Here is a 23756-nt window from a genome sequence, read left to right as displayed (position 1 = left end):
TCGAACTCGGGCTAACGCCCTCAGACAACGAGAAATTCTTTACGCCAAGGGGCTTGAGGCCTTTATTCCCAAAAGGATCGCACGTCGCTCACAGAATAACTTTTTACGATTGTATCAGATTGGGAGAAACACCAAAAATACGGTGAAAAAAACACGCCTGATCCATTTTCTGCCGGGGGTTCTGATCGCCTTTGCCCTGGTCCTGCTCAACCTCCATGGCGGTTCGGCCCCGCCCGGGTTCGACCATGTCCGGGAAACGTTTGCCGGCTCCTATGCCGTGCTGCTCGACCGCCATGGTCAGCCCGTCCATGAACTGAGGACTGATCTATCCCGCCGGGCACTGGACTGGACCGGCCTGGCCGACATCTCCCCGGCCCTTGTCAAGGCGGTGGTGGCTTGCGAGGATCGCCGTTTCTTCGGTCACCGCGGGGTCGACTGGCGGTCACTGGGGGGGTCGATTGTTCGGGGCCTGACCGGACGGGGTTTCCGTGGGGCCAGCACCATTACCATGCAGCTGGCCGGTCAACTCTATCCGGAGCTGGCAGTAAAGAAAGGCCGCCGCTCCCCGGGCCAGAAGATCCGGCAGCTCCGCGCGGCCCTGGCCATAGAAAAAAGCTGGACCAAGGATCAGATCCTGGAGACTTACCTGAATCTGATCTTCTTCCGCGGCGAACTCCAGGGCATCGCGGCCGCGGCCTGGGGCCTGTTCCGCAAATCCCCCGGCGGCCTGAACCAGGCCGAAGCCCTCTTACTGGCCTGCCTGATCCGGTCGCCCAACGCCCCGGCCGGACAGGTCGTCGGCCGGGCCTCCCGCCTGGCCATGACCGCTTCCCTGCCGGTGAATGAGGACGAGTTGAACGCTGCCGGACGGAACCTGTCTCCCCCTTACGGCCGGCGACCATCGGTCCAGCTCGCCCCCCACCTGGCCCAAAAACGGTTAAAGGCCGGGGTCCGGTCCCGCCGTTCAACCCTGGAGGCGGGCCTGCAGCGATATGCCGCCGAAGAGCTGCGGCAGTCCGTGGCCGAATTGAGTACCCGCAATGTCCGCGACGGCGCCCTGCTGGCCGTTGATAACGCTTCCGGCGAGATCCTGGCCTACGTGGCCAATACCGGCGACACCGCTTCCGCGCCGTACGTGGACGGCGTCATGGCCCCGCGCCAGACCGGTTCGGCCTTAAAGCCGTTTCTGTACGCCCTGGCCATTGACCGCCGCATCCTGACAGCGGCCTCCCTGCTGGACGATTCCCCATTGGAAATTCCCACCGGACGCGGCATTTACCGGCCGGAAAACTATGACCGCCGCTTCCGGGGGCTGGTGACCGCGCGCGCGGCCCTGGCTTCTTCTCTGAACATCCCGGCGGTGAGGACCCTGATGCTGACCGGTGAAGAGGCCTTTGCCGAAGTGCTGGGCCGTCTCGGCATCCGTGACCTTCAGGAGGGCTCGCACTACGGCCTGTCCCTGGCTCTTGGTTCGGCCAGTGTTTCCCTGTACGAGCTGGTCAACGCCTATCGCGCCCTGGCCAACGGCGGCGTCTGGAGCCCCCTGACGGACGATCCCGACAGGAAGTCGGAGGAACGGAAAACGGTATTCTCCCCGGCCGCCGCCTTTATCGTTTCCGACATTCTCGCCGACCGGGAGGCGCGCAGCGGCACCTTCGGCCTGGAAAATCCCCTGGCCACCCGTTTCCGGTCGTCGGTCAAGACCGGGACCAGCAAAGACATGCGCGACAACTGGTGCGTGGGATATTCCGGCCGCTATACGGTGGGGGTGTGGGTGGGCAATTTCCCGGGCGAACCCATGTGGAACGTCAGCGGCATGAGCGGGGCCGCGCCCGTGTGGATGGCCGTCATGAACCAGCTGCACCGGAACGATCCCGGCCAGGCCGCCCCTGCCCTGCCGCCCGGCGTGGTGACAGCCGAGGTGATGGTGGAAACCGAGGGCCGCCGCCGGCAAGAGTATTTCCTCAACGGCACCCAGCAGGCCGCCATGGTCCGGCCGGCGGTGACTGCGGCGGTCCGCATCGCCTACCCGGCCCCGGACACAATCATCGCCCTGGACCCGGATATCCCGCCCGACCGGCAGAAGGTGTTTTTCAGGACCGCCCCGCCGGACGCGGCCCTGCGCTGGGCCCTGGACGGCAGGGACATCGGCCCGGCGGATTCAGCGCCGGCCTGGAGCCCGGTCAGGGGGAAACATGCCCTTGCCCTGGTGGACGCGGAGAACCGCGTGGTCGACCAGGTGCTGTTTTCCGTGCGGTAGCCCTCATGGGGTCGGACCTGGATAACCTGCTTAAATCTCAGTGAATACTTTCCAAAAGAAAGCGTTTTTATCGCTTAAACCGTCATTTTCAACCTTAAAATCGGCATTGTAAGAAGAGAGAGACTCTTTCAGCACCGATGTACCGTCAGGTATTATGGTTTCCAGTTCGCGGTGTCGTGCATTACTCCCGAGATCCTCCTTAACTTTTTTCACAAAATCCGATCGCCCGACGGCAATCGATCTGGTCCATATCTCTGTCCGTTCCGTCCCGCCCTGAATTGACTCGCGCACTCGGCACGGGTAGCTGTCCGTCAATTTTGCCTCATTTAAGCCGAGCAGTTGTTTCAACCGATCCCGTGATAATATCCGATAGCGCCGGGGCGAATTAATGATTTCATGATAGCCGCAATGCGGCCATTGGGCCGGATGATCCACTACCCTCGCTCTAACCATATTCAGATCGATATAGATCATACACCGCAAGAGATGATCGTCCGTGTCAACCGCCGTAGCGTGGTACCTGTCCTCCCAGAAAGCGCCATTGCGATTTTTTCGCCAATTGTATGCCTGGGCAGTCCTGCCGGCAATGAGTTGCAATGAGCGCGGAATAGTTTCCCTGTCATCGTTACCGCATACAAGCAGATGAATGTGATTGGAGGTCACCGCATAATTTAAAACTTCCAGCCCGTACCGCTTACGGGCCTCAAAAAGCCATTGAATCCAGGCCGAGCGGTCAATGGCAAATTTGAGCAGCATTTCTTTTTTATGGCACCTGTGGGTAACATGCCAGACATGGCCGGGTAAAAAATGTCTGTTGGCTCGAGGCATCCTTTCCTCTCTTTCTTAAATTGAAGTTTTGTAAATTAAAATGAGGGTTTTAAGACCCTTTATCACCTCTTTTTTAATTATTGTTTATTTTAAAATCAGTATATTGACGAGGTCCGACCCCATCTAAAGTTTTGGCGGCGGCACGAACACATGGCGCTGGCCGGTACGCTCCAGGGTCAGGGCTTCGGCCGGGCAGTGATAAGCGCACACGCCGCAGCCAATGCAGCGGGGGTCATCGATCCGGGCAACACCGTCCGCCATGGCAATGGCCTCCATGGGGCAGATCTCGACGCAGCTTTCACAGCCGGTGCAGGTGCCGGCATCCACCCGCGCGATATAAGCGGTGTAGGTAATGGTCGGAACGCCGCCGCGGTAAAACGAGTTGAAGGTTTCGCAGCAGCACTTGCAGCAGTTGCAGACCGCCATCTCATCCTTGCCGGTGTCGTATTTCTCATGAAAGGCTTTATGGACCAGGCCGTCCGCCTCGGCTTTCTCCATGATCGTCCGGGCCTGGTCCCGGGTGACCGGCACGGCGAATTGATGGGCGATGAAGAACTCGGCGGTCTTGCCGAAAAGCAGGCAGTTTTTCCTTTCGTCGGTCACGCGGCAGGAGCGGCCCAGCAGGTCTTTCTGGTGCCGGCAATAGCAGTAAGCCACGGCAATGGTGTCGAACCGGTCGATGAGTTTTTTCACGTCCTCGGCGGGCATGACCGTATCCAGGGACCGGTCCACCTGCTTTTCCACGGGAACGATGCGGGTCATGGGAGGAACCGCCTTGAGGGCCGGGACAACGGCGTCGTAGTTCTGCTGGACCATGGCGGACAGCTCCTCGAACAGCTTTTCAAACAGGCGGGCCAGGGTCTTCTGCTTTTCCCCGGTCTCGCCGCGCATCATGGTAGTCTCAAAGATTCCGGGGATGGGCGGCAGGGCCCGGTAGACCATCATACCGGCGCTTCTGCTGGCCGCTCCGGTAATCACGCCGTTGTCCATGAGGTCGTTGAGCATCCGGTCCAGGGCGTCGCCCGACAGGCCTGATTTTTTCTCCAATTCCCCGCGGTTTAACGGCCGGTCGAGCATCTGCACGAATTGCGCCTGCTCCGGGGTCATCAGGATCTTGAGGATATCCAGCAGGGTGTCGTTGACCGGAAATGGAACCGCGCCGGCCTTGTTGATGGCCGAGGCGGCGTCACGGTAAATCTGATCGCTCATGGGTAATTCCTCCCTCAATTATGACAGGTTTAATATAAAATCGCCCTTGCACTCACCGGTAGCGTGCATCAGGCAGTTGGTAACCGGCGGCCGCATCTCATAGGCGACCCCCAGTCCGCGAAGCCAGTTTTCGATGCGGTACAGCACGCCGCAATGATACTGATCGATGACACCCATGCCGGAAATCCCTTTGTAGGCGAAGCAGGCGTCTTTTTCCATTTCCCAGTGGATCACGTTCCTGGCCGGCGTGTCGACCTTAAACCGCATGAAGCGGGCCAGGACCAGGTCCATGGCCCGGCTCAAAAACTCGACCAGGTCGTCAAACGAGGTGACGGTTTCCTTTTCAAATCCCAGGGCTTTTTTCAGGCGGGCCACCTCGATGGCGGCCATGGATTCCACGGCCAGCCGGTTGATGCGGTTGGTCTTTTCCATGCCGACCTCTTTTAAGGAATGCAGAAACCACATGGCGTCGTGGGTGATCCAGCCCTTGCTGAGCAGTTCCTTAATGTCGTTCTTTTCAAGAGATTCGAGTCCGTTCATTTTTTCCCTCCTCTGCTTTACGATTCTGCACCCAGGGCGGCCCAGGCAGCCTCCGCCAGTTTCCGGGCCGCGACGGTCACATCGGATTTGGCATATCCACCCACAACCATCCTGGCAAACTCCTGGCACGGCCCCAGCAGCAGCGCGATAAACACATCCCGGGGCAGGGCCTTGATCGTTCCCGCCTCGATGTTTTTCTGAAACCAGCCGGACATGCCTTTGGCGAATTCGGCGTTGAGCCGCTTCATTTCATCTTCCGTGTCGTCCATATATTCGGCATGACGCTTCTGGAACAGGAACCGGGCCCATTCCGGGTGCTCCTTCACCCAGGTCAGATGGAAACGGACAATGGCAAAGATGCCTTCCCTGGCCGTCTGCTGCTTGGAGAGGATATCGATCATCCCGGTCTGGTAATCGCGGATCCCTTCCAGATAAATGGCGGCCGCCAGCCGGCCCTTGCTTTTAAAATGATGATAGACGCTGCCGGTGCTGGCGCCGGCTTTCCGGCAGATGTCGGCGATGCTGGTGGCCGGAAACCCTTTTTCGGTGAAACAGGCCAGGGCCGCCTCGATGATCTGTCGCTGCCGAACGGGAGAATTGACGTGGGTGGCGTTGAGTGTTTTCATGGTCAAAATCATATTTTAGAATTTAATTCTAGTCAAGCACTTTTCGCCTGGCCCGACTTTTTTCCCCTTTTACCGATTAAAAATTTTCGCATCTGTGACCGGATCTGTCACAACGCAGTGGTAGGTTTCTCATAACAATAGAAAATATCTCTAAACCCTGAAAAGGAGAAACCGCCATGGAAAAGACAATTGCGGCATTTCTGGACGACATGAACGTGGGCCCCGCCCAAGCCTGGAAGAACCTGACCCTGTTTCCGTTGCTCTCGGACCGGACCAGCGGGCTGGATTACCTGCTGCTGGATGAAGCCCTGGAAAAACAATGTGTTACCATATCGGAAATCAGCGAGGGCGGATCGGTTCCGGAACTGATAGTGGACAACCGCGGCGGGCACATGCTGCTGATGCTTGACGGCGAAGAACTGGTCGGGGCCAGGCAGAACCGGGTCATCAACACCACCATCCTGGTCGCCGCCGGGACCGCCGTCACCATCCCGGTCAGCTGCTGCGAGCAGGGCCGCTGGTCTTACAACAGCCCGCACTTTTCCAGTGAAAACCGGGTCATGTCCCCCCGCATGCGGGCCTTTAAATCCGACCAGGTCAGGAGCAGTCTCAAATCCGGGCTGAAATTCCAGTCGGATCAGAGCGCCATCTGGGAGGACATCGCGGAACGGGCCGACCGTCGTGGCGCCCGGTCGCACAGCATGGCCATGGCGGCCATCTATGAAAAGGAAAAAACCAGGCTGGAAGACTTCCGGCGCCAATTTCACGCCCTCGACAACCAGGTCGGCGCGATCCTGGCCATCAACGGGGCCATCGTCGGTGCGGACATGTTCAGCCGGCCGGAAACGTTTGCCATGGTGTTCGGCAAACTGATCGACAGCTATGCCCTGGACGCCATCGACTGGCTGGACACGGAACAGGCGCCCACCGCCGGCGGCCCCGACCCGGCGGCCTTTATCGCCGCCGTGAAGTCGGCTTCGGCCGAAAGCCACCCGTCGGTGGCCCTGGGCCGGGATATCCGCTTTGAATCCGACCGGGTCAACGGGTTTGCCCTGATCCACGAGGATACCCTGCTCCACCTGTCCTCATTTGCCCGGTTCAAAGAAGCCGGAAGAATCAGGAACGGCCGGATGCAGCGATTCTCCAGCCGCAGAGCCCGCGGCCGATCGTAAGGCCACGGACCGACACCAAAAGCGGTAGACATATTCCAGGGGCGACCGGCGGGTCGCCCCCTACCCGATTAAGCTTGCCAGACGTCGCCGGGAATGTCCTGTTGAACTGCAAACGTTCCTGGTTTCTTAAGCAGCCAGATGTACCCGGGCATGGCCCAGTATAAACGGTCAGCGACCAATCGGGCCAGCCGCGTTTTGGTTGAGCCGGGAGGGAATAAATAGCTGGTCTTAAATTGATCAGGGTTCACGATGATTTTTCGTGTATAGTCAACTATCTTGAAACGGCTGACGAGTTGTTTCAGTTCCCAGGAGAAAAGATGCAGCTCGTGATAACAATCAGCCTTTCCCGCCATTCGAATATACCAGTGAGCAATGCGCCTCGGCACGACGGATAGAAGAGGTAAACTGTAATGAGGTTCGTTCCACATCAGGCGGGTCGACGCCGCGAAGTAACAGACGCTGCCCGGCCTGAGAACCCGGTAAATTTCGTCAATCATTTTCCGGGCGTCCGGGACGTGTTCATAAACTTGTGAACAAATCACCACATCAACAGTTTCGTCGCGAACCGCTAATTTCATCGCGTCACCAGGATGAAAATAAAGATTCCCCCTGTCAAAGGTTTCGGACGCGAACCGGACGGCTTTCGTATCGATATCTATTCCGGTAACGGAACCGAAATAGCGGGACAAATACTCATCGATGATTCCGGTGGATCCGCCGATGTCGAGAACCCGCAGGCGCTGTAGCGGGACAACCGGACTTAAGCAATATTCGAAGTAGTCGCTTAAAACGGAAACCATTGTGGCGGCTTTTCTTCTCCGCCCTTCGAAATCAAGCATGGCCGGGCGGAAGTCTGAAAAATTAAGTTGATACGTCCGCTCGGGTTTCATGGCAACACCGGAGGGCTGATGATCATTGCCAGGCAGGCCAGCATAATAAACAAAATCGACGACAGCATCATCAGGCGGCAGGCTTTTTCGATGTGCAGGGGCCGCGCCCGGCCCAGGCCTTCGCCGATATAAGGTTTGTCCACCAGTTCGCCCTGGTAGTAATTCGGCCCGCCTAATTGAACCGAAAGGGCTCCGGAAAAGGCCGCCTCCGGGTAACCGGCGTTGGGACTGCTGTGCCTGCGTCTGTCTTTTTTTGCTACGGACAGGGCGTCGCTGCCGCTGCGGAACAGCAGGAAGGCGGCCAGGGAGATAATGAAAACCGAGATCCGGGCCGGGATGAAGTTGGCGATGTCGTCGATCCGGGCCGCGGCCTTTCCGAAATAAAAGTAATCCTCGTCCTTGTAGCCCACCATGGAATCCAGGGTGCTGACCATTTTAAAGGCCACGGCCATGGGAGCGCCGCCCACGGCGGCGTAAAAAATCGGGGAGATCACCCCGTCCACCAGGTTTTCGGCCACGGTCTCCACGGCGGCCCGGGAGACGCCGGACTCGTCCAGGGGATCCACGTCCCGGCCGACGATCATGGCCAGAGTGTTTTTGGCGTCTTCCAGCCGGCCGGCCACCAGGCTTTTACGGATGGCGGCGGCCTCATTTTCCAGGCTGCGGGCGGAAACGCAGAAATAGATCATCAGGATGTTAACCGCACCGGCCAGCACCGGCGAAACCGCCGCGGCGACCACAAGGATCAACGCCGCCGCCACCCAGGCGCCCAGGATCAGGCTGAGGGCGAACAACAGGCCGGCCGAAAACGGCGACAGGGACAAGCCACGGAAGACCCTCTCGGCCCGGGTGACGGCCCGGCCCATAATCCGGATGGGATGAAGCGGGTACTGGGGGTCAGCCAGCAGGTAGTCCAGGACAAAGGCGGCCGGCAGCATGAACCAGGAAAAGGCGAACATCATCAGAACCCGAGGTCATCGTTGATCAGGATGATCTTGACCCGTCCCTTGGGATAGCATTTTTCCGTGATGGTCCAGACGTTGCAGATCCGGTCCGGGCTGTTGCAGTCCTGGCAATAGGAGGTGGCCGCGCAGGGGGTCTTCTTGTCCAGCCGACGGGTGTTCACCGGCGCGGCGTAATTCTTGATCCGGGCCACGGCCGCGTCCACGTTTTCCACGATCTTGTTCCGGCCGGCCAGGACGATGACATGTTTCGGCCCGAAGGTCAGGGCCGCCACCCGGTTGCCGATCATATCCAGGTTGACCAGCTTGCCGCTGTCGGTGATGGCGTTGGTGCCGCAGATGAACAGGTCGGTCAGCAGGGCCTGGCGTCGCCGTTCCAGCCCCTCTTCCCGGGAAATGTTCTTGTCATAGGTATCCAGCACCTTCATGTCCGGTCGGGTTTTGAGCAGGTCATACAGGCCCGAGGCCATGAAGGTCAGGGATCCGCCCCAGGCGACGCTGGCCGGCGATAGCGCCGGAATGATGGTCCCCAGGACCAAAAGCCCGGCTTCATCGGCCGTCTGCACCAGGTGAGCTTCAAAATGATTGGTAACCAGGTTCTTTTTTACCGCCTCCAGACGGGTCTGCCAGTAAGCGCGAATCGGATTTTCCATGATTGTTCTCCTACCCCTTAAAATAATCATTTAATTTATCCGCCAATATACTGTTCTCCGCGCGGGTTTTCAAAGAGAACCGCACATGGCGGGAGGACAGTCCATAAAAATTGGCGCAGTTCCGGATCAGGATGCCGTGACCGGCCAGAAAGCGGCAGAGCCCGTCGGCCTGGCCCTGTTTTATCAGGGCTGCCAGGACAAACGACGTCACGGAAGCGAACAAACGGATGCCGGAAATGGCCTTGACTCGGTCGGCCAGGAACTGCTTTTCTTCTTCGAGCAGGGCCACGGTCTGGTCCACAAACCGGCTGACTGCATCGTTGTTTTGCATGAGCCAGGCTACGGCGGCCTGGGAAAGGCTGTTGACGCTCCAGGGAAGAAGAAAATCCGCGACGGCGTCCGTCACCGGTCGCGACGCAAAAACGAACCCGATCCGCAGGCCGGGAACCCGGAAGATCTTGGACATGGAGTTGAGCACGATGGCGTTGTCCGGAACATTTTCGTACATCATGCTCGCATTTTTTCCGTCGGGCACGAAACCGAGATAGGACTCGTCGATAATAAAACGGGCCCGGGTATGGGTCCGGCACAGATCAGCGATGGCCCGGGCGGACAGCAATGTCCCGGTGGGATTGTTGGGATTGCAGATAAAGACCGTATCCGCCCCGGAATCGACCACGGCCCGGGAAATATCTTCCGGGTTATGGACAAAGCCCGCGCATTCATCGGCCGTCAGATAATCAAAAGGCACGCCGTTCATCCGGCAGGCGTCGGCGTAATCGGCATAGGTGGGCGCCAGGATCAGGGCACGATGGCTTTTAAGCGACCGGGGCAGGATGTAAATCAATTGGGTGGTGCCGTTTCCCGCCAGCACCCGCGCAGGATCAAGGCCGTGCCGGCCGGCAAAGGCGCGACGGATCTCTCCGGCGTCCACCTCCGGCAGGGCCGTGACCTGCTCCAGTTTCCCCGCCAGAAAATCAAGCAGGCCCGGTGGTGGCCCGAAGGGGTTGACGTTGCTGCTCATGTCGATGATGTCCGCCGGCGGGCAGCCCAGTTCCCGGGCCAGGTCGTATATGTTGCCGCCATGTCCCTTGATCATGACAGCCTCGTTGCCACGGCCAGAAACAGGAGTGTTTCCGTGACCTCGATCATGGCCCCGAGCATGTCGCCGGTAATGCCGTTGATTCTTTTTTTGTAAAACATCAGGACGACCGCGACCACCGCGGCAAAACCGGCATTGAGTACCAGGCACCGCCATCCGGCCAGCAGGGACAGGGCCGCGGGCAGAATCAGCCAGCGGAAATCGGCCACGGACAGGGGTTCGTCAAAAAAGGCCCGTCCCGTCCCGTCCCCCTGCCGGCCATAGGAAAGAAAAGCGAAACCGAAAAGGGCGCTGCCCCGGGCATAGGCCGGGACGAGCGTTAAAAACAAAAACCGGGACGGCGCGTCCAGGCTGAAAATACCGGCCCACTTGGCCAGCAGGCAGCAGGCCACCGCCGCCACGCCCATGGCGCCGGTGCGGCTGTCTTTCATGATCTCCAGGGCCCGCTCCCGGGTCTTGCCGCCGTAAAGGCCGTCGGCCGTGTCGGCCAGACCGTCCAGGTGCAGGGCGCCGCTGACAACGGCCAGGAAAACCACATCCAGGGCCGCCGCTGCCGGACCGGGCCACAGGCGCGAGGCCAGCAGATCAAAAGCGGCCGTCAGCAGACCGACGATCAGCCCGGCTGCCGGCAGACTGGCCGCCAGGCGCCGGGGAGCGAATTGGCCGTCTCCCGCCCCCAGGGGAAGAATCGTGAAAAAACGCAGGGCCGAGAGGATATTCTTCATTTACATCCCGTTCCTTTTAGGCCACCTTAATTATTACCGGCACGCCGGAAACCATCCAGACCACCTTGTCCGCGGCGGCGGCCACGCGCTGATTGGCCAGTCCGGTCATGTCCCGGAACAGACGGGTCAGCCGGTCGGCCGGAACAATGCCGCAGCCGACCTCGTTGGTCACCAGGATGACACTTCCGGCCGCCCTGGTCAGAGCCTGCGTCAGCGCATCGATATGCTGTTCCAGAAAGACCTGGTCTTCAGTTTCCGCCAGGAGGTTGTTCATCCACAGGGTCAGGCAGTCCACCAGAACGACATTGTTTTTTTCGGATACGCGCAGGATGGCCTCACCGATGGCGACCGGGCATTCGATGGTCTGCCACTCTTTTCCCCGGTCCTGCTGATGCCGGGCCACCCGGTCCTGCATTTCCCGGTCACCGGGCACGCAGGTGGCCAGGAAATATCGCGGCCCGGCCGCCATGGACGCGGCCAGGGCCAGGGCGTGAGCGCTTTTTCCGCTGCGGCAGCCGCCGGTAACCAGAGCGATCTCCTTCATCGCCGACCTTCCTCTTTACAAAAAAATCGCACATACCAATCCATGGCTTCAACCAGCCCCTGCCCCACATCATGAGTGGGAACGTAACCCAGCAGGGTTTTCGCCCGGGTGATGTCCGCCTGGGAGTGACGCACGTCGCCCGTCCGGAAATCCCGGTAGATCGGGTCGACTTTCAGGATCTCTGGAAATCGCTGGCCCAGGTTGTCGCGCAGGTGTGAAAAAAGGGTGTTCAGGCTGATGCGTTCGCCCACGGCGACATTATAAACCCGGTTGACGGCCTCCGGATTTTCGGTCAGGGCCGCCAGCAGGTTGGCCTGGACCGCGTTGGCAATATAGCAGAAGTCGCGGCTGGTCTCGCCGTCGCCGTTGATGTAGACCGGCCGGCCCCTTAACAGGGCGCCGATCCACAGGGGGATGACCGCGGCATAGGCACCGTCCGGGTCCTGGCGGGGGCCGAACACATTAAAGTAACGCAGTCCCACGGCCTCGGTGCCGTAAGCCGAGGCGAACACGTCCGCGTACAGTTCATTGACCAGCTTGGTCACCGCATAGGGCGACAGGGGCTTGCCGATGATATCCTCTTTTTTGGGCAGATCCGGCTGGTCACCGTAGGTGGAACTGGAAGCGGCATAGACAAACCGCTTGGCCTTCGCGTCCCGGGCCGCCACCAGCATGTTCACAAAACCGCTGATGTTGCAGGCGTTGGTCAGGATCGGATCCTCGATGGACCGGGGGACCGATCCCAGGGCCGCCTGGTGCAGGACATAGTCCACGCCCTGGCAGACCATGCGGCAGGTTTCCGGGTCCCGGATATCGCCTTCGATAAACCGGAAACGCTCCCACTGGCTGTCGGCCACCGAATGACGCACCTCGTCGAGATTATGACGGTGGCCGGTAAAAAAATTGTCCAGCCCGACCACTTTCTGGTCAAGCTGAAGCAGCGTTTCCAGCAGATTGGAGCCGATGAAACCGGCCACGCCGGTGACCAGCCAGGTACGGGGATCGGAAGCGAGTTGTTGCGTTAATTTTTCGTATGAGGTGGGCATAGAATTAAAAGTGATTAAGTTTTAAGTGTTAAGTGTTAAGTGATTAAGTTTTAAGTGTTAAGTGATTAAGTTTTAAGTGTTAAGTTTTTTGTTGAATAACAGGAAGAATTTAAGCCATTAGGCACGGGATTACAAGAGGCAGTTGCCGAATCAGGGTGATTGTGAGATTTTTTTGGGGTTATTTACCGTGACTGGTCGACAGGCTGCCTTCCGGGGGAACGCAGGGGCGTTTTTCAGACCGCCTTTCGGGAAAACGGCGTAGGGGCGACCGGCGGTCGCCCCTGTGATTATTGGGAGGATGCGCCAGCGTTATTGCCAAAAGCATGTTGGTTCGCGCCCTGACCCTTTTGGGGCCGGCTGTCCTCATCCGCGGCGTTTCTCGAACTCGGGCTGCGCAGGATATTCTAAAATTTCTGCCGGCGCCCTCGGACAGCGAGAAACGCTTTTCGCGGATGACGCCACCCGGCTATTTCCCAAAAGGCTCAACGGCGCTCACCAACACACTTTTTGCAACGTCCATGGTATATGTGGAACGGTTTCCACCTGCTCAAATATTTGAATAGAGCGCATTCGGAAAAGGGGTTTTTTGTAAGCGACCTGCGGGCATTTTGGGAAACAAGGGCTCAAGGATTCTGGCGTAAAGAATTTCTCGTTGTATGAGGGTGGATTTCGGACATTTCATGACCTGTTGAACAGCCCGAGTTCGAGAAATTCAGCCAGAATACTTGAGCCCGCCCAAAATGGCCGGGGAGCGAACAAGATCCCCTTCCGCATGCTTCCTAAGTTTTTATTTCTCTAATACCTCCACGCTCTCAATATCCGTAAACAGCCACTCCTCCTCCCCTTTTTCCAGGGAAAACACCATTTCGTGGATTTCCTGGACCGGCTCCCCGGCCACGGGGGTGGCCCGGACAAAGACGCTGACATTGACCGCGGCCCGGCCCTGTCCAGGGAAAGAGATGAAAAAGTCAAAAAAATTAATGGCTATATCCTTGTACCGGGACCGTGCCATCATCACATAGGGCTGAACATCGTCCCGGGAAAAGGTCCGGGCCACGTCATAGTCGGGGATAACCACCCGGCAGGTTTTCGCGAACATGTTGGCGATTCGCTTGGATTTGGCCGCGTTCAGCAGATCGTTTTCCGGAGACTCCCGGGAAAAATCCGCGGCCAGGGACTTGAACCGCTTTTTAATGACGGTCTCATCGCTGCTGTAAAACAGCAGAAAACCGGTGATGCCGGCCGCCACCAGCACGGCGGCGATCAGCAGATGCTTTGATTTTACCATAGGGGCTCTCCGACAATCCTTTCAACAGGGGTCTGCCCGAAGTGGTGCCGATCCATGGGCACGCTGCGGTTGTCACCGACCACGTAAACATGACCGGGTTTGACCGTGCGCGGGGGCAGGTTCCAGTCGCACGGTCCGGACACATAAGGTTCCGGCACCACCTGCTGATTGACCAGCAACCGGCCATCCCGGAACTCGACCGTGTCATTCTCCAGGGCCACGATCCGTTTAAGCAGCATGGCCCGGTTCCCGGCCAGCCGGATGGTGACCACATCCGCTCGGACGGGATCGGAAAAAAGAAAGGCCAGGGTAAAACAGAAGTTCATGCCTCCGTTCCGGTAGGTCGGCCACATGCTGTCCCCGCTGATACGAAAGGGGATCAAAACAAATTTGAAAATGACAAAAGCGGTGAGGGCGACTATCAGGACACGGACAAGATAGCGCCGGTCCGGTCGCGGAAACAGAAAGCGGCGGATGGTGCCTGCGGTCATCATCACCTTCGGGAATCAATGGACTTTTTTTCTCTTTTCATGGTATTATTGAATATAGTTACCTGCCCCGTCAATCTTTATCAAGCCCGAGGTGCGCCATGACAAAAACGTCCCGGCACTATCATCGCCTCACCGCCTATGACCGTCACCGGATGACGCCCCACCCCATGAACTGGGCCGCCCAGCCACGGCAATTCAAGTCCTATAGCGATCTTCCCGCCGTGACACTCCCGGAAATCTCCAGCCTTTTCCCCGGGGAATGGGACGTCGTTTCTTCCGGGAGCGTAACCGATGACCGGCCCGCTCCTCCGGATATGGAAGACCTGTCCAGAATCTTCTATCTGGCCAATGGACTGACCGGCCGGTCCCGTCATCAGGGCGGTTATTTTTATTACCGCAGCCCCCCGTCGGCCGGGGCGCTTTACCCCAACGAGCTTTATCTGGCCTGGTTCGGCAGTGACGACCTGACGGCGGGGCTTTATCATTATGAACCGCACCAGCGGCAACTGACCCGTCTTCGTGACGGCGATTTCCGGGCGTTCATGCCGGAAGCCGAGGACAGCCACGGTGTTTTCCTCATCTCCGGCATCTTCTTTCGAAGCGCCTGGAAATACCGCAACCGCGCTTACCGCTATGTTCTGCTGGACGGCGGTCATCTGGTTGAAAGCGCCCGCCTGGCCCTGGTCGCCGCCGGCCAACCGGGCGCGTTGTTCTATGATTTTGACGATCATCAGATCAATCGCCTGCTGGGGGTTGATCCGGACCGTGAAGTCGGTCTGGCCGGCATCCGCATCGGCAGGGGCAGCGCCCCATCACCGCTTTCGATAAGCGCCCTGGATGAACTGCCGCTCCGAATCGCCGCCGCCAGCCGGGTTTCGGAAACGGAAACCGCTTACGAGGAAATTGCCGTGGCCCATCGGTCCGGGGAAACCGTCCTGCCCGTTCCCGTCGATGTCCCGGATATCCAGGCGCCCGACCTGGGCCTTGCCATCGATCAATGGCGGCCTTTTCTGTTTTCTTTTGATCCCGGCAATGACCCCATACGGTTCGGTTATGCCCAGGCCGTGATACGACGGCGGTCGCGGCGCAACTTTATCCCCGAGCCGGTTTCAACCGGGCAATTCGCCTGCCTGCTGGAAATGATCTGCCGGGCATGCCTGACCGGCGAGCAGGAGGTTCCGGCCGTTTCAAAGACCGTTCAGACCGGTTTTCTCTGCTGGAATGTGGATGACATCAGACCGGGGTTTTACCTGCTGAATCCGGCCTCGCGGCAGTTCGGCTCCGTGGCCGCCATGGATCTGATTCCGTCCATGACCGCCGCCTGCCTGAACCAGGAATGGCTGAAGAACGCCGCCGTCCATTTTCTGTTCATGACCAATCTGGACACCATCGATCGCCGTCTGGGCCCCAGGGGATACCGTTACGCCATGATGACCGCCGGACGGCTGGGGCATGCCGTTTACCTGGCGGCCACGGCCATGGGCCTGGGGTGCTGCGGGATCGGCGCCTTTTACGACAATGAGGCGGAACAACTGCTGGGGCTGAACGGATCGTCGGCCCTGCTGTACCTGGCGGCTGTGGGGCAGATTAAATAGGATTCAAGGATTCAAGGAGGGTCGAGGGGTCAAGGGTTTATTGGACGACAACGATCGTCCGTTCCGTCTTTATTCCCTCCTGCTCATGGGCCAGCTTTTTCAGCCGCAGACGGTTTTCCGCAAAAAGCTGGATGCAGTATGGATACAATTCCCATTCCAGGCTCAAGCCTTTCTGCCTGACGGTGTCAATGGTGTCTTCCGGAAGGATTTCAAAGGACCGCTGGCCGATAATCGGTCCCGTGTCCTCGCCGTAATCGATAAAATGAACCGTACAGCCGCCGACCTTGCAGCCGTAACGGAAGGTATCGCCATACCCGTCCACACCGGGAAATGCCGGCAGCAGGGCCGGATGAATGTTCATGATCCGGGGTCGCGCCGGGTCGGTGTTGAACCGGTCGATAAAATAAGGCGTCAGGTTGCGCATGAATCCGGCCAGGATCAAAAGGTCACAGGGATAGGCCGTCATCTCTTTCAGCAGCCGGGCTTCGGCCGCGGCCCGGATGGTTAGAAATGCCCGCATCACTTCATCCAGTGGGCGGCCCTCAAATAAGGCTGTTTTCCTGTAGACCGACTCGGCATCAAAATCATCCGGAGCGGAAAAAGATTCCGGGGATTGCCGGTATTGACGGATCATGTCCCGGTAATCCACGACGAACGCGGGAATTTCCGCTGCCCTGGCTTTTTCCAGACCGGCCGCGCCGGGATTGTCCGCCCCGGCAAAGACCACCCTGCCGTCTATTTTGCCCGACCGGCAGGCGGCCATCACCGCCGACAGGTTGGAACCGGTTCCCGAAATCAGCGCGCCGATGCGGATCGTCATGGATTACTCCTTGCCAGGATAAGAAAAGTATGGGAAAAATATCCGTCAATATACCCATGATGCGGGCGGTTTTTCAATATAAACTTAAACGCCGCCCCCCCTCTTCAGCAAGGAACCCGGAATGTCCGGCATGCGAACTTTCGACGTTATCATCATCGGCGCGGGACCGGCCGGCGCCACCTGCGCCAGGACGCTGGCCCGCCGGGGAACGCGCGTGCTGCTCCTGGACAGGGAGCGGTTTCCCAGGTCGAAACCGTGCGGCGGCGGTTTTTCCCGGAAGGCAAAGGACCTGTTTGATTTTGACCTGACGCCCGCTATCGAAGCCGACATCACCCGCACCGAAATTTCTTTAAGGTCCCTAAAGCCGACCGTGATCAGCAGCCCGGAGGGGGCCGGTTTCATGGTCACCCGGGGCCGATTTGACGCCCTGCTGGTTAAAAAAGCGGTGGAAGACGGCGCCGAACTGCATGAGCAGGAGTCGTTCGTTGCACTGCATCCGGAAAAAAACGGCTGGGTTGTCCGTACCGATCGGGACCGCTATTATGCCGATTTTCTGGTTGGTGCCGACGGCGCGGTCTCACGGACGGCCCGCTGCCTGGGCCTGATGCAGTCCTTTGACCGCTATGCCCCGGCCCTGACCGCCGAAGTGGAAGTTTCCCCCGGGCAGCTGGAGCCGGTCAACGACCTGGCCCGCTTTGACTTTCACGTAGTCAAGAAGGGGTATGCCTGGATATTCCCCAAATCGGATCACCTCTCCGTGGGCGTTTTCTCCACCAGCCTTCGGCCCAGGGGCCTGAACGCCGTCCTGCTCCGCTATATCAATGATCACGACCTGCTGCGGGGGAAAAAAATCCGCTACTGGAAAGGCGGCCTCATCCCCCGGGGAGGAACCCGCCGGATCCTGGTGAACAAAACCGCCCTGCTGGCCGGGGACGCCGCCGCCATGCCCGACCCCTTCTTCGGGGAAGGAATTTATTACGCCGCCCGATCCGGGATGATGGCAGCCGAGGCAATCGCAAAAGCCGCGGCCGGCGGGACCGGCTCCCTTGAGCATTATCAGACCGCGGTCAACCGGGAGATTACCCGTGACCTGTGGTGGGCCCGGGTGTTCAATTTCGGGTTTTACCGTTTTCCTTTTGCCTTTTACCCGGCTATCCGCAAGTCAGCCCATCTGCAACAGCTGATCATCTCTATCAACAACGGCCGCATCACCTGGAAGCAGGGTGTGGCGGAAATGGTCCGTACCCTGCCCCTGTGGATGTCTCAAACGCTGCTGCCGTGAAAGGAAGAACAATGAACATGAAAAACAGTGAACTCTTCAACTCCTGGGGCCTGTTCAAAAAGGGCATGGATGTCAAGGGCATTCAGCTTTCCTTTGCCAACCATCTGGAATACTCCCTGTCCAAGGATCAGTACACGGCCACCTTCCGCGATCTTTACCAGGCCCTGGCCCTGACCGCTCGGGACCGGATGATCGAGCGATGGCTTCAGACCCAGCAGATGTATTACGCCAATGACGTCAAAAGGGTATATTACCTGTCGGCGGAGTATCTCATGGGCCGGGTGCTGGTCAACAATCTCATCAACCTGGGCATCTATGATGAAACCCGGCAGGCCATGAAAGAAGTCCATATCGATCTGGACGAACTGGTGGAAATGGAGCCGGACATGGGGCTGGGCAATGGCGGTCTGGGCAGACTGGCCGCCTGTTTCCTGGATTCCATCGCCGCCCTGGAACTGCCGTCCTACGGTTACGGCATCCGTTATGAATTCGGCATTTTCGAGCAGCAGATCCGTAACATGTGTCAGATCGAACTGCCGGAGAACTGGCTGAAACACGGCAATCCCTGGGAAATCCCCCGGCCCGAATACACCTTTCCCGTTCAGTTTTATGGCAGCGTCCGGCAGATTCCCCGGCCGGACGGTACCATGAAAAACGAATGGATCGACACCAGTAATATACTCGGCATCGCCTATGACACGCCCATCGGCGGATACGGCAACCAGACGGTCAACACCCTGCGGCTCTGGTATGCCCAGGCCTCCAATGAGTTCGACCTGGGGTATTTCCAGCATGGCGACTATCTCAAGGCGGTGGAAGAGAAAAATATCTCCGAAAATATTTCCAAGGTGCTCTACCCCAACGATAACGTCTATCAGGGCAAGGAGCTCCGGCTCAAGCAGCAGTATTTTTTCGTATCCTGTTCCATCCAGGATATTATTCGCCGTTACCGGATCAGCCACACCTCGTTTAATGAGTTTCCCGATAAAGTCGCCATTCAGATGAACGATACCCACCCCTCCCTGGCGGTGGTCGAACTCATGCGCCTGCTGGTGGACAAATACGACCTGGAATGGGACAAGGCCTGGGACATCACCCGGCGGACCTGCGCCTTCACCAATCACACCCTCCTGTCGGAGGCCCTGGAAAAATGGCCGGTGGACATGTTCGGGCATCTTCTCCCCCGCCACCTGCAGATCATTTATGAAATCAACCATGCCTTTCTCACGGACGTGTCCATCCGGTACCTGAATGACGAGGACCGGCTCCGGCGCATGTCCCTCATCGATGAGTCGGACGGGAAAAAAATCCGCATGGCCCACCTGGCCATGGTGGGCTCCCACTCCGTCAACGGCGTGGCCGAACTGCACAGCCGTCTGCTCCAGGAAAGAGCGTTCAAGGACTTCTTCGATCTGTTCCCGGAAAAATTCAACAACAAGACCAACGGCATCACCCCCCGCCGCTGGCTGCTGGCCTCCAACCCCGAATTGTCAGATCTGATAACCCGCCATATCGGCAGGGAATGGATTAAAGACCTGGACCGGCTGCGGGACCTTGAACCGTTGAGCGGCGATCCGGAATTCCAGGCGTCCTGGCAGGCGGCCAAACTGAAAAACAAGGAGCATCTGGCCGACATCATCCACGAGTTGACGGACATGTTCATCGAACCCCACTCCATTTTCGACATCCAGGTCAAGCGGATTCACGAATACAAACGGCAGCTCCTGAATATCCTTCATGTGATTTACTGCTGGATCAAACTGAAGTCGGACCATGGCTTTGCCATGCATCCCCGAACCTTCATTTTCGGGGGCAAGGCCGCTCCCGGTTATCATACGGCCAAACAGATCATTCAATTTATCTGCCATGTGGCCGATATGCTCAACCGCGACAAGCAGACCAACCAGACGATCAAGGTCGTATTCATTCCCAATTACCGGGTTTCCCTGGCGGAACGGATTTTCCCGGCCGCCGATGTCTCCGAGCAGATTTCAACCGCCGGTTTTGAGGCTTCCGGCACCTCCAACATGAAATTCGCCTTAAACGGCGCGCTGACCATCGGCACCCTGGACGGCGCCAACATAGAGATGAAGGACGAAGTCGGCCAGGACAATATTTTCATTTTCGGTCTTACCGCGGAGGAGGTGGAGAACATGCACGGGTCCTATTCGCCGCGGGAATATTACCAGAAGGATCCCGTATTAAAACAGGCCATCGACCTGATTCAGCACGATTTCTTCAACCTGGAACAGCCCGGCCTCTTCCAGCCGCTGGTGAATCTTCTGCTCACGGAAGACCGGTACAAAATTATGGCGGATTTTGAATCCTACCATCTCGCCCAGATGCGGATTGACGGGCTTTACCGGGACCAGAAGGAATGGACGCGAAAAGCCGTCCTCAACGTCGCCCGGATGGGGAGATTCTCCTCCGACCGGACCATCATGGAATACAACCGTGACATCTGGCAGGCCAGGCCCCTGACCATCACCCAGAACGGGAAGAAGTAAGCGGCGCAGCCCACTTTGCTGCCCATGTACCTGAAAAATATCGACAATGTTCTATCGCCAGTAGTCGCCGCGCCTGGCATGAATAGAAACGACATTTACAAACAAGACGGCCGTTGTTAAAATTAAAAAATATATTGGGACAGTAGTGTCCGGTTAATTTTCGAATAAATTTAGCTGGATAGGTCCGTTAGTAATTGGTTTTTGGTATTCAGTCGTTGTGAACACCTGTAAAATGGGCTTTCTCTCAAAAAGAGTAATACTTAAAATCTGTAAAATTGTGTAGAGGCTGAGGTCAATCTTCATTCGCTTCTTCATGATCGCAACCAGGACATAAACGGATATGGCGATCCAGATTTGTGTTTTGACCGCGTTGTCAGTGGTTCCGTAAAAAGCTTTGATCCTCAGGTGCTGTTTGATCCATTTAAAGAATATTTCGATTCGCCAACGACACCTGTAAAGCCCGGCTATTGTCAAGGCTGGCAGGGTAAGTTGGTTTGTCATAAAATTTAAGAGCATCCCGGTATCCGCGTCGAAATACTTTACGCGACGAAGCTTTTCAGGATAAGCTTTATGAGAATAAAGGCCGGATAATAGGATAACCTGATCGCATTTAACGCCCTTAGCGCTATCAACCTTGTTGGAATACAATCTGCGGAAGTCAGTGTTGGATTTTTTTCGAATTACAAAAAACGACGCCCCTTGATGGAAACGATAAAGGCGTGCAAAATCCAAGTAAGCACGATCCATAACATATATTGCCCCTGGCTCTGGAATAATTTTATCAAGGATGTTGACGTCATGAACCTTGGCCTCGGTTATATCAACGAATGAGGGGATGTTGCCACGTAAGTCAAGTAGCGCATGGAGTTTGATCCCTGCTTTGGTTGCCCGGAAACGAGCCCATGGAAAAACCGAAAGGCATAAATCGATTGTTGACGCATCAAGCGCATATGCGGTCTCTTTCAGTTCGAGGCCGAAGTCTTCGCCTATATACAGCTGACGAGCCTGGTCAATCAAATGCATGGCAAAATCACCGTATATTCGCCAATCTCTTTTCTCGTTGGCATCGCCAATCGTGCTTCGGGAGACGTTCCCCTTTATGCCCATGTGATAAAGCTTTTCTTGCATTGACCGAAGGCAGCACTCGATATCACGTAAACTTTCACGGTAGGTGAGTTGGGCAAACGCCATACACATAAATTGATCCAGGCAGGTAAAGGTTCGTACGCCTTTGTTGCCATTATATCGATTAACGCATTGACGGAATTTGTGCATTGGTAAAAAATCTAAAATTTGTGAAAATACTGTACGGCCATGGTTCATGGGAATATCCTTTCGTTTTAAGGTTCGAAAGGATTATGTCCCATGGCCGCCAAATTTCAAATCGATAACAGTCTTTGTTGTCGTTATTCTCTAATATTATAATTAGTTACAGGCTTTTTTTAAAAATAAACCGGACACTACTGATATTGGGATAATAATCTGCCCTATCACGCCTGTTGGTCTGAACAATGATTTGGAAGGAGAAAAAATGAAAGCGTCAAAATCTTTAATCTTTTTTTGTGGATTTCTTTTAGCCGGCTGGACAGCTTATGGAGCCACCATCAATGTTCCGGGTGATTATCCTACCATCCAGGCAGGTTTAAATGCAGCCTCCGCCGGCGATACCGTGCTGGTCGCCGACGGAACCTACACGGAGAATATCGTCTGGCCGCAAACGGATAACATTACCCTTATCAGCGCAAATGGGTCCGATACGACTGTCATCGATGGCAGCGGCGCCCAGGAAAGCTGCATCTTTATCGGCAATGGACAGCAAGGGGTAAAATTAGATGGTTTTACCCTACAAAACGGTTACGGTTCCATTCCGACATTTCATTCAGAAATCAAATTCGGCGGCGGAATACTGGTTGATGAAGACGTTACGGCCATTATTGCCAATAGTCACATTATCAATAATGGACGCGATGAAGGAGAATACAGCGGCGGCGTTTTTGTCAGCATCAATTCCGACGTGACGATTGAATCCTGTATTGTGGCTGATAATGATGCGGCGGGAATTTATTACCGGAGTTTTTCATCCAATGGCGCTGTTCGGAACTGTTTAATAATAAATAACGGCGTTGCAGCCACGGACTACCTCTGGCAAGGATCAGGAATATATACTCAAAGCAGCCCGATTCAGATCTATAATAATTCGATAGCCAACAACGCCGGACACGGCCTCTTATTTTACACCCCATTGCCGACAGTAAAGAACAATATTATTTCGGGAAACAACGGGTATGCCATGTTTTCAGGCCAACCATCATCTAATGAAATGCTTACCTATAACAATTTGTGGATGAATAGCCAGGGCGATTACTTTGTAATATATAATCCCGAAGATGACGTTTTCATTGTCGGCACGAACGGAAATATTTCCTCCGACCCGCTCTTTGTGGGCGGCGCTCCGTTCGATTATCACCTGACGCAAGGCTCCCCCTGCCGGAACACCGGGACTTCAGCAGGCGCGCCGAATGTTGATTTTGAGGGAGACGCAAGGCCCTCCGGAGCGGGATTTGATATGGGGGCTGATGAATTTTTAGAGCCTGACCAGGATACGGACAACGATGGGACGATGGACAGCAACGACGGTTGCCCCCTTGACCCTAACAAAATAACGCCGGGAATCTGCGGCTGCGGCATACCGGATACGGATTCGGACGGGGACGGGACACCGGACTGCGTTGACACTTGCCCGGATGACCCGGATAAAATCGTACCCGGTGACTGCGGCTGCGGCATACCGGATAAGGATTCGGATGGCGACGGTACGCCGGACTGTAATGACGGCTGCCCCGCCGACCCCGGTAAAATCGAACCCGGTGTCTGTGGCTGTGGTGTTGTAGATTCAGGCGCCGACAGGGACGGTGACGGAACACCGGACTGCGTTGACGGCTGTCCGGACGACCCGGACAAGCTCACGCCCGGCGCCTGCGGTTGCGGCATAAGTGATGTGGATACGGACGGGGACGGGACGCCTGACTGTTCCGATGATACCCCGAACGGCGTATGGAACGACTATAATGATGACAACGCTGCTTTTTGTATAACGAACAAGGATAGATCGTGCGTAGCCACGATCTTATCCGGTGGTTGAACAAGCCCGGAGCGCCCGGCTAGTCCTTATTATATGCAGATATCTTTTTTCAGGTAGAGAGCAACCGGAGTCGA

General features: G+C 56.9%; 21 protein-coding genes. 6 read left to right on the top strand and 15 right to left on the bottom strand.

What is annotated here, in order from left to right; genetic code table 11:
- The first annotated feature begins 142 nt into the window (after window positions 1-142).
- On the top strand, window positions 143-2260 hold the full coding sequence (gene pbpC, locus AB1724_14870; GenBank protein ID MEW6079091.1) for a penicillin-binding protein 1C: 2118 nt from the start codon (window positions 143-145) through the stop codon (window positions 2258-2260).
- A 30-nt stretch (window positions 2261-2290) separates the two neighbouring features.
- Here pbpC and AB1724_14865 read toward each other — a convergent pair whose 3' ends face one another.
- The 4 genes from AB1724_14865 to AB1724_14850 all read right to left on the bottom strand — a co-directional run bounded on the left by AB1724_14865 (window position 2291) and on the right by AB1724_14850 (window position 5463).
- On the bottom strand, window positions 2291-3088 hold the full coding sequence (locus tag AB1724_14865; protein MEW6079090.1) for a transposase: 798 nt from the start codon (window positions 3086-3088) through the stop codon (window positions 2291-2293).
- Between the two features lie 123 nt (window positions 3089-3211).
- Complete coding sequence (locus AB1724_14860; protein ID MEW6079089.1) at window positions 3212-4297, bottom strand: 4Fe-4S binding protein; 1086 nt, start codon at window positions 4295-4297, stop codon at window positions 3212-3214.
- A gap of 18 nt (window positions 4298-4315) precedes the next feature.
- Window positions 4316-4837, bottom strand: coding sequence for a DUF6125 family protein (locus AB1724_14855; GenBank protein ID MEW6079088.1), 522 nt, complete (start codon window positions 4835-4837; stop codon window positions 4316-4318).
- Window positions 4838-4854: 17 nt separating this feature from the next.
- Complete coding sequence (locus tag AB1724_14850; GenBank protein MEW6079087.1) at window positions 4855-5463, bottom strand: TetR/AcrR family transcriptional regulator; 609 nt, start codon at window positions 5461-5463, stop codon at window positions 4855-4857.
- Window positions 5464-5639: 176 nt separating this feature from the next.
- On the opposite strand from AB1724_14850, the gene AB1724_14845 reads away from it, so the two are divergent.
- Window positions 5640-6635: a DUF6569 family protein gene (locus tag AB1724_14845; GenBank protein ID MEW6079086.1), complete on the top strand. Its 996-nt coding sequence runs from the start codon at window positions 5640-5642 to the stop codon at window positions 6633-6635.
- Window positions 6636-6703: 68 nt separating this feature from the next.
- Here the strand turns inward: AB1724_14845 and AB1724_14840 are convergent, their stop codons facing one another.
- From AB1724_14840 to lepB, 9 genes are all read right to left on the bottom strand, one after another.
- On the bottom strand, window positions 6704-7525 hold the full coding sequence (locus AB1724_14840; GenBank protein ID MEW6079085.1) for a class I SAM-dependent methyltransferase: 822 nt from the start codon (window positions 7523-7525) through the stop codon (window positions 6704-6706).
- On the bottom strand, window positions 7522-8487 hold the full coding sequence (cbiB, locus tag AB1724_14835) for an adenosylcobinamide-phosphate synthase CbiB (GenBank protein MEW6079084.1): 966 nt from the start codon (window positions 8485-8487) through the stop codon (window positions 7522-7524). Before cbiB ends, AB1724_14840 begins: the two co-directional genes overlap by 4 nt.
- Window positions 8487-9140, bottom strand: a complete 654-nt coding sequence (locus AB1724_14830; GenBank protein ID MEW6079083.1) for a lactate utilization protein — start codon at window positions 9138-9140, stop codon at window positions 8487-8489. Before AB1724_14830 ends, cbiB begins: the two co-directional genes overlap by 1 nt.
- A 10-nt stretch (window positions 9141-9150) precedes the next feature.
- Window positions 9151-10239: a threonine-phosphate decarboxylase gene (locus AB1724_14825; GenBank protein ID MEW6079082.1), complete on the bottom strand. Its 1089-nt coding sequence runs from the start codon at window positions 10237-10239 to the stop codon at window positions 9151-9153.
- Window positions 10236-10967, bottom strand: coding sequence for an adenosylcobinamide-GDP ribazoletransferase (gene cobS, locus AB1724_14820; protein ID MEW6079081.1), 732 nt, complete (start codon window positions 10965-10967; stop codon window positions 10236-10238). Before cobS ends, AB1724_14825 begins: the two co-directional genes overlap by 4 nt.
- Before the next feature lie 16 nt (window positions 10968-10983).
- The gene (cobU, locus tag AB1724_14815; GenBank protein ID MEW6079080.1) at window positions 10984-11511 is read right to left on the bottom strand and encodes a bifunctional adenosylcobinamide kinase/adenosylcobinamide-phosphate guanylyltransferase; all 528 of its coding nucleotides are present in this window, start codon (window positions 11509-11511) and stop codon (window positions 10984-10986) included.
- A complete protein-coding gene (locus tag AB1724_14810) occupies window positions 11508-12557 on the bottom strand; it encodes an NAD-dependent epimerase/dehydratase family protein (protein ID MEW6079079.1) in 1050 nt (349 codons plus the stop codon). Before AB1724_14810 ends, cobU begins: the two co-directional genes overlap by 4 nt.
- Window positions 12558-13344: 787 nt before the next feature.
- Entirely contained in the window at window positions 13345-13845 is a 501-nt protein-coding gene (locus AB1724_14805) for a hypothetical protein (protein MEW6079078.1), read from the bottom strand.
- Window positions 13839-14339 carry a signal peptidase I gene (lepB, locus tag AB1724_14800; protein MEW6079077.1) on the bottom strand — a complete coding sequence of 167 codons (501 nt, stop codon included), beginning with the start codon at window positions 14337-14339 and terminating at the stop codon, window positions 13839-13841. Before lepB ends, AB1724_14805 begins: the two co-directional genes overlap by 7 nt.
- A 95-nt stretch (window positions 14340-14434) precedes the next feature.
- Between lepB and AB1724_14795 the strand changes: the two genes are divergently transcribed.
- Complete coding sequence (locus tag AB1724_14795; GenBank protein ID MEW6079076.1) at window positions 14435-15931, top strand: SagB/ThcOx family dehydrogenase; 1497 nt, start codon at window positions 14435-14437, stop codon at window positions 15929-15931.
- A gap of 37 nt (window positions 15932-15968) precedes the next feature.
- On the opposite strand, the gene purN is transcribed toward AB1724_14795, so the two are convergent.
- On the bottom strand, window positions 15969-16751 hold the full coding sequence (gene purN / locus AB1724_14790; protein MEW6079075.1) for a phosphoribosylglycinamide formyltransferase: 783 nt from the start codon (window positions 16749-16751) through the stop codon (window positions 15969-15971).
- Window positions 16752-16881: 130 nt separating this feature from the next.
- On the opposite strand from purN, the gene AB1724_14785 reads away from it, so the two are divergent.
- On the top strand, window positions 16882-18033 hold the full coding sequence (locus tag AB1724_14785; protein ID MEW6079074.1) for an NAD(P)/FAD-dependent oxidoreductase: 1152 nt from the start codon (window positions 16882-16884) through the stop codon (window positions 18031-18033).
- Window positions 18034-18050: 17 nt separating this feature from the next.
- Window positions 18051-20540, top strand: coding sequence for a glycogen/starch/alpha-glucan phosphorylase (locus AB1724_14780; protein MEW6079073.1), 2490 nt, complete (start codon window positions 18051-18053; stop codon window positions 20538-20540).
- Between the two features lie 153 nt (window positions 20541-20693).
- Here AB1724_14780 and AB1724_14775 read toward each other — a convergent pair whose 3' ends face one another.
- Complete coding sequence (locus AB1724_14775; GenBank protein MEW6079072.1) at window positions 20694-21863, bottom strand: IS4 family transposase; 1170 nt, start codon at window positions 21861-21863, stop codon at window positions 20694-20696.
- Window positions 21864-22056: 193 nt separating this feature from the next.
- Between AB1724_14775 and AB1724_14770 the strand changes: the two genes are divergently transcribed.
- Window positions 22057-23682, top strand: a complete 1626-nt coding sequence (locus tag AB1724_14770) for a right-handed parallel beta-helix repeat-containing protein (GenBank protein MEW6079071.1) — start codon at window positions 22057-22059, stop codon at window positions 23680-23682.
- Window positions 23683-23756 lie beyond the last annotated feature (74 nt).

This window comes from Thermodesulfobacteriota bacterium (genome assembly GCA_040753795.1).
GTDB lineage: Bacteria > Desulfobacterota > Desulfobacteria > Desulfobacterales > Desulfosudaceae > JBFMDX01.
Note: the sequence above shows the minus strand (reverse complement) of the source record. Positions and strands in the feature narration are given on the sequence as shown.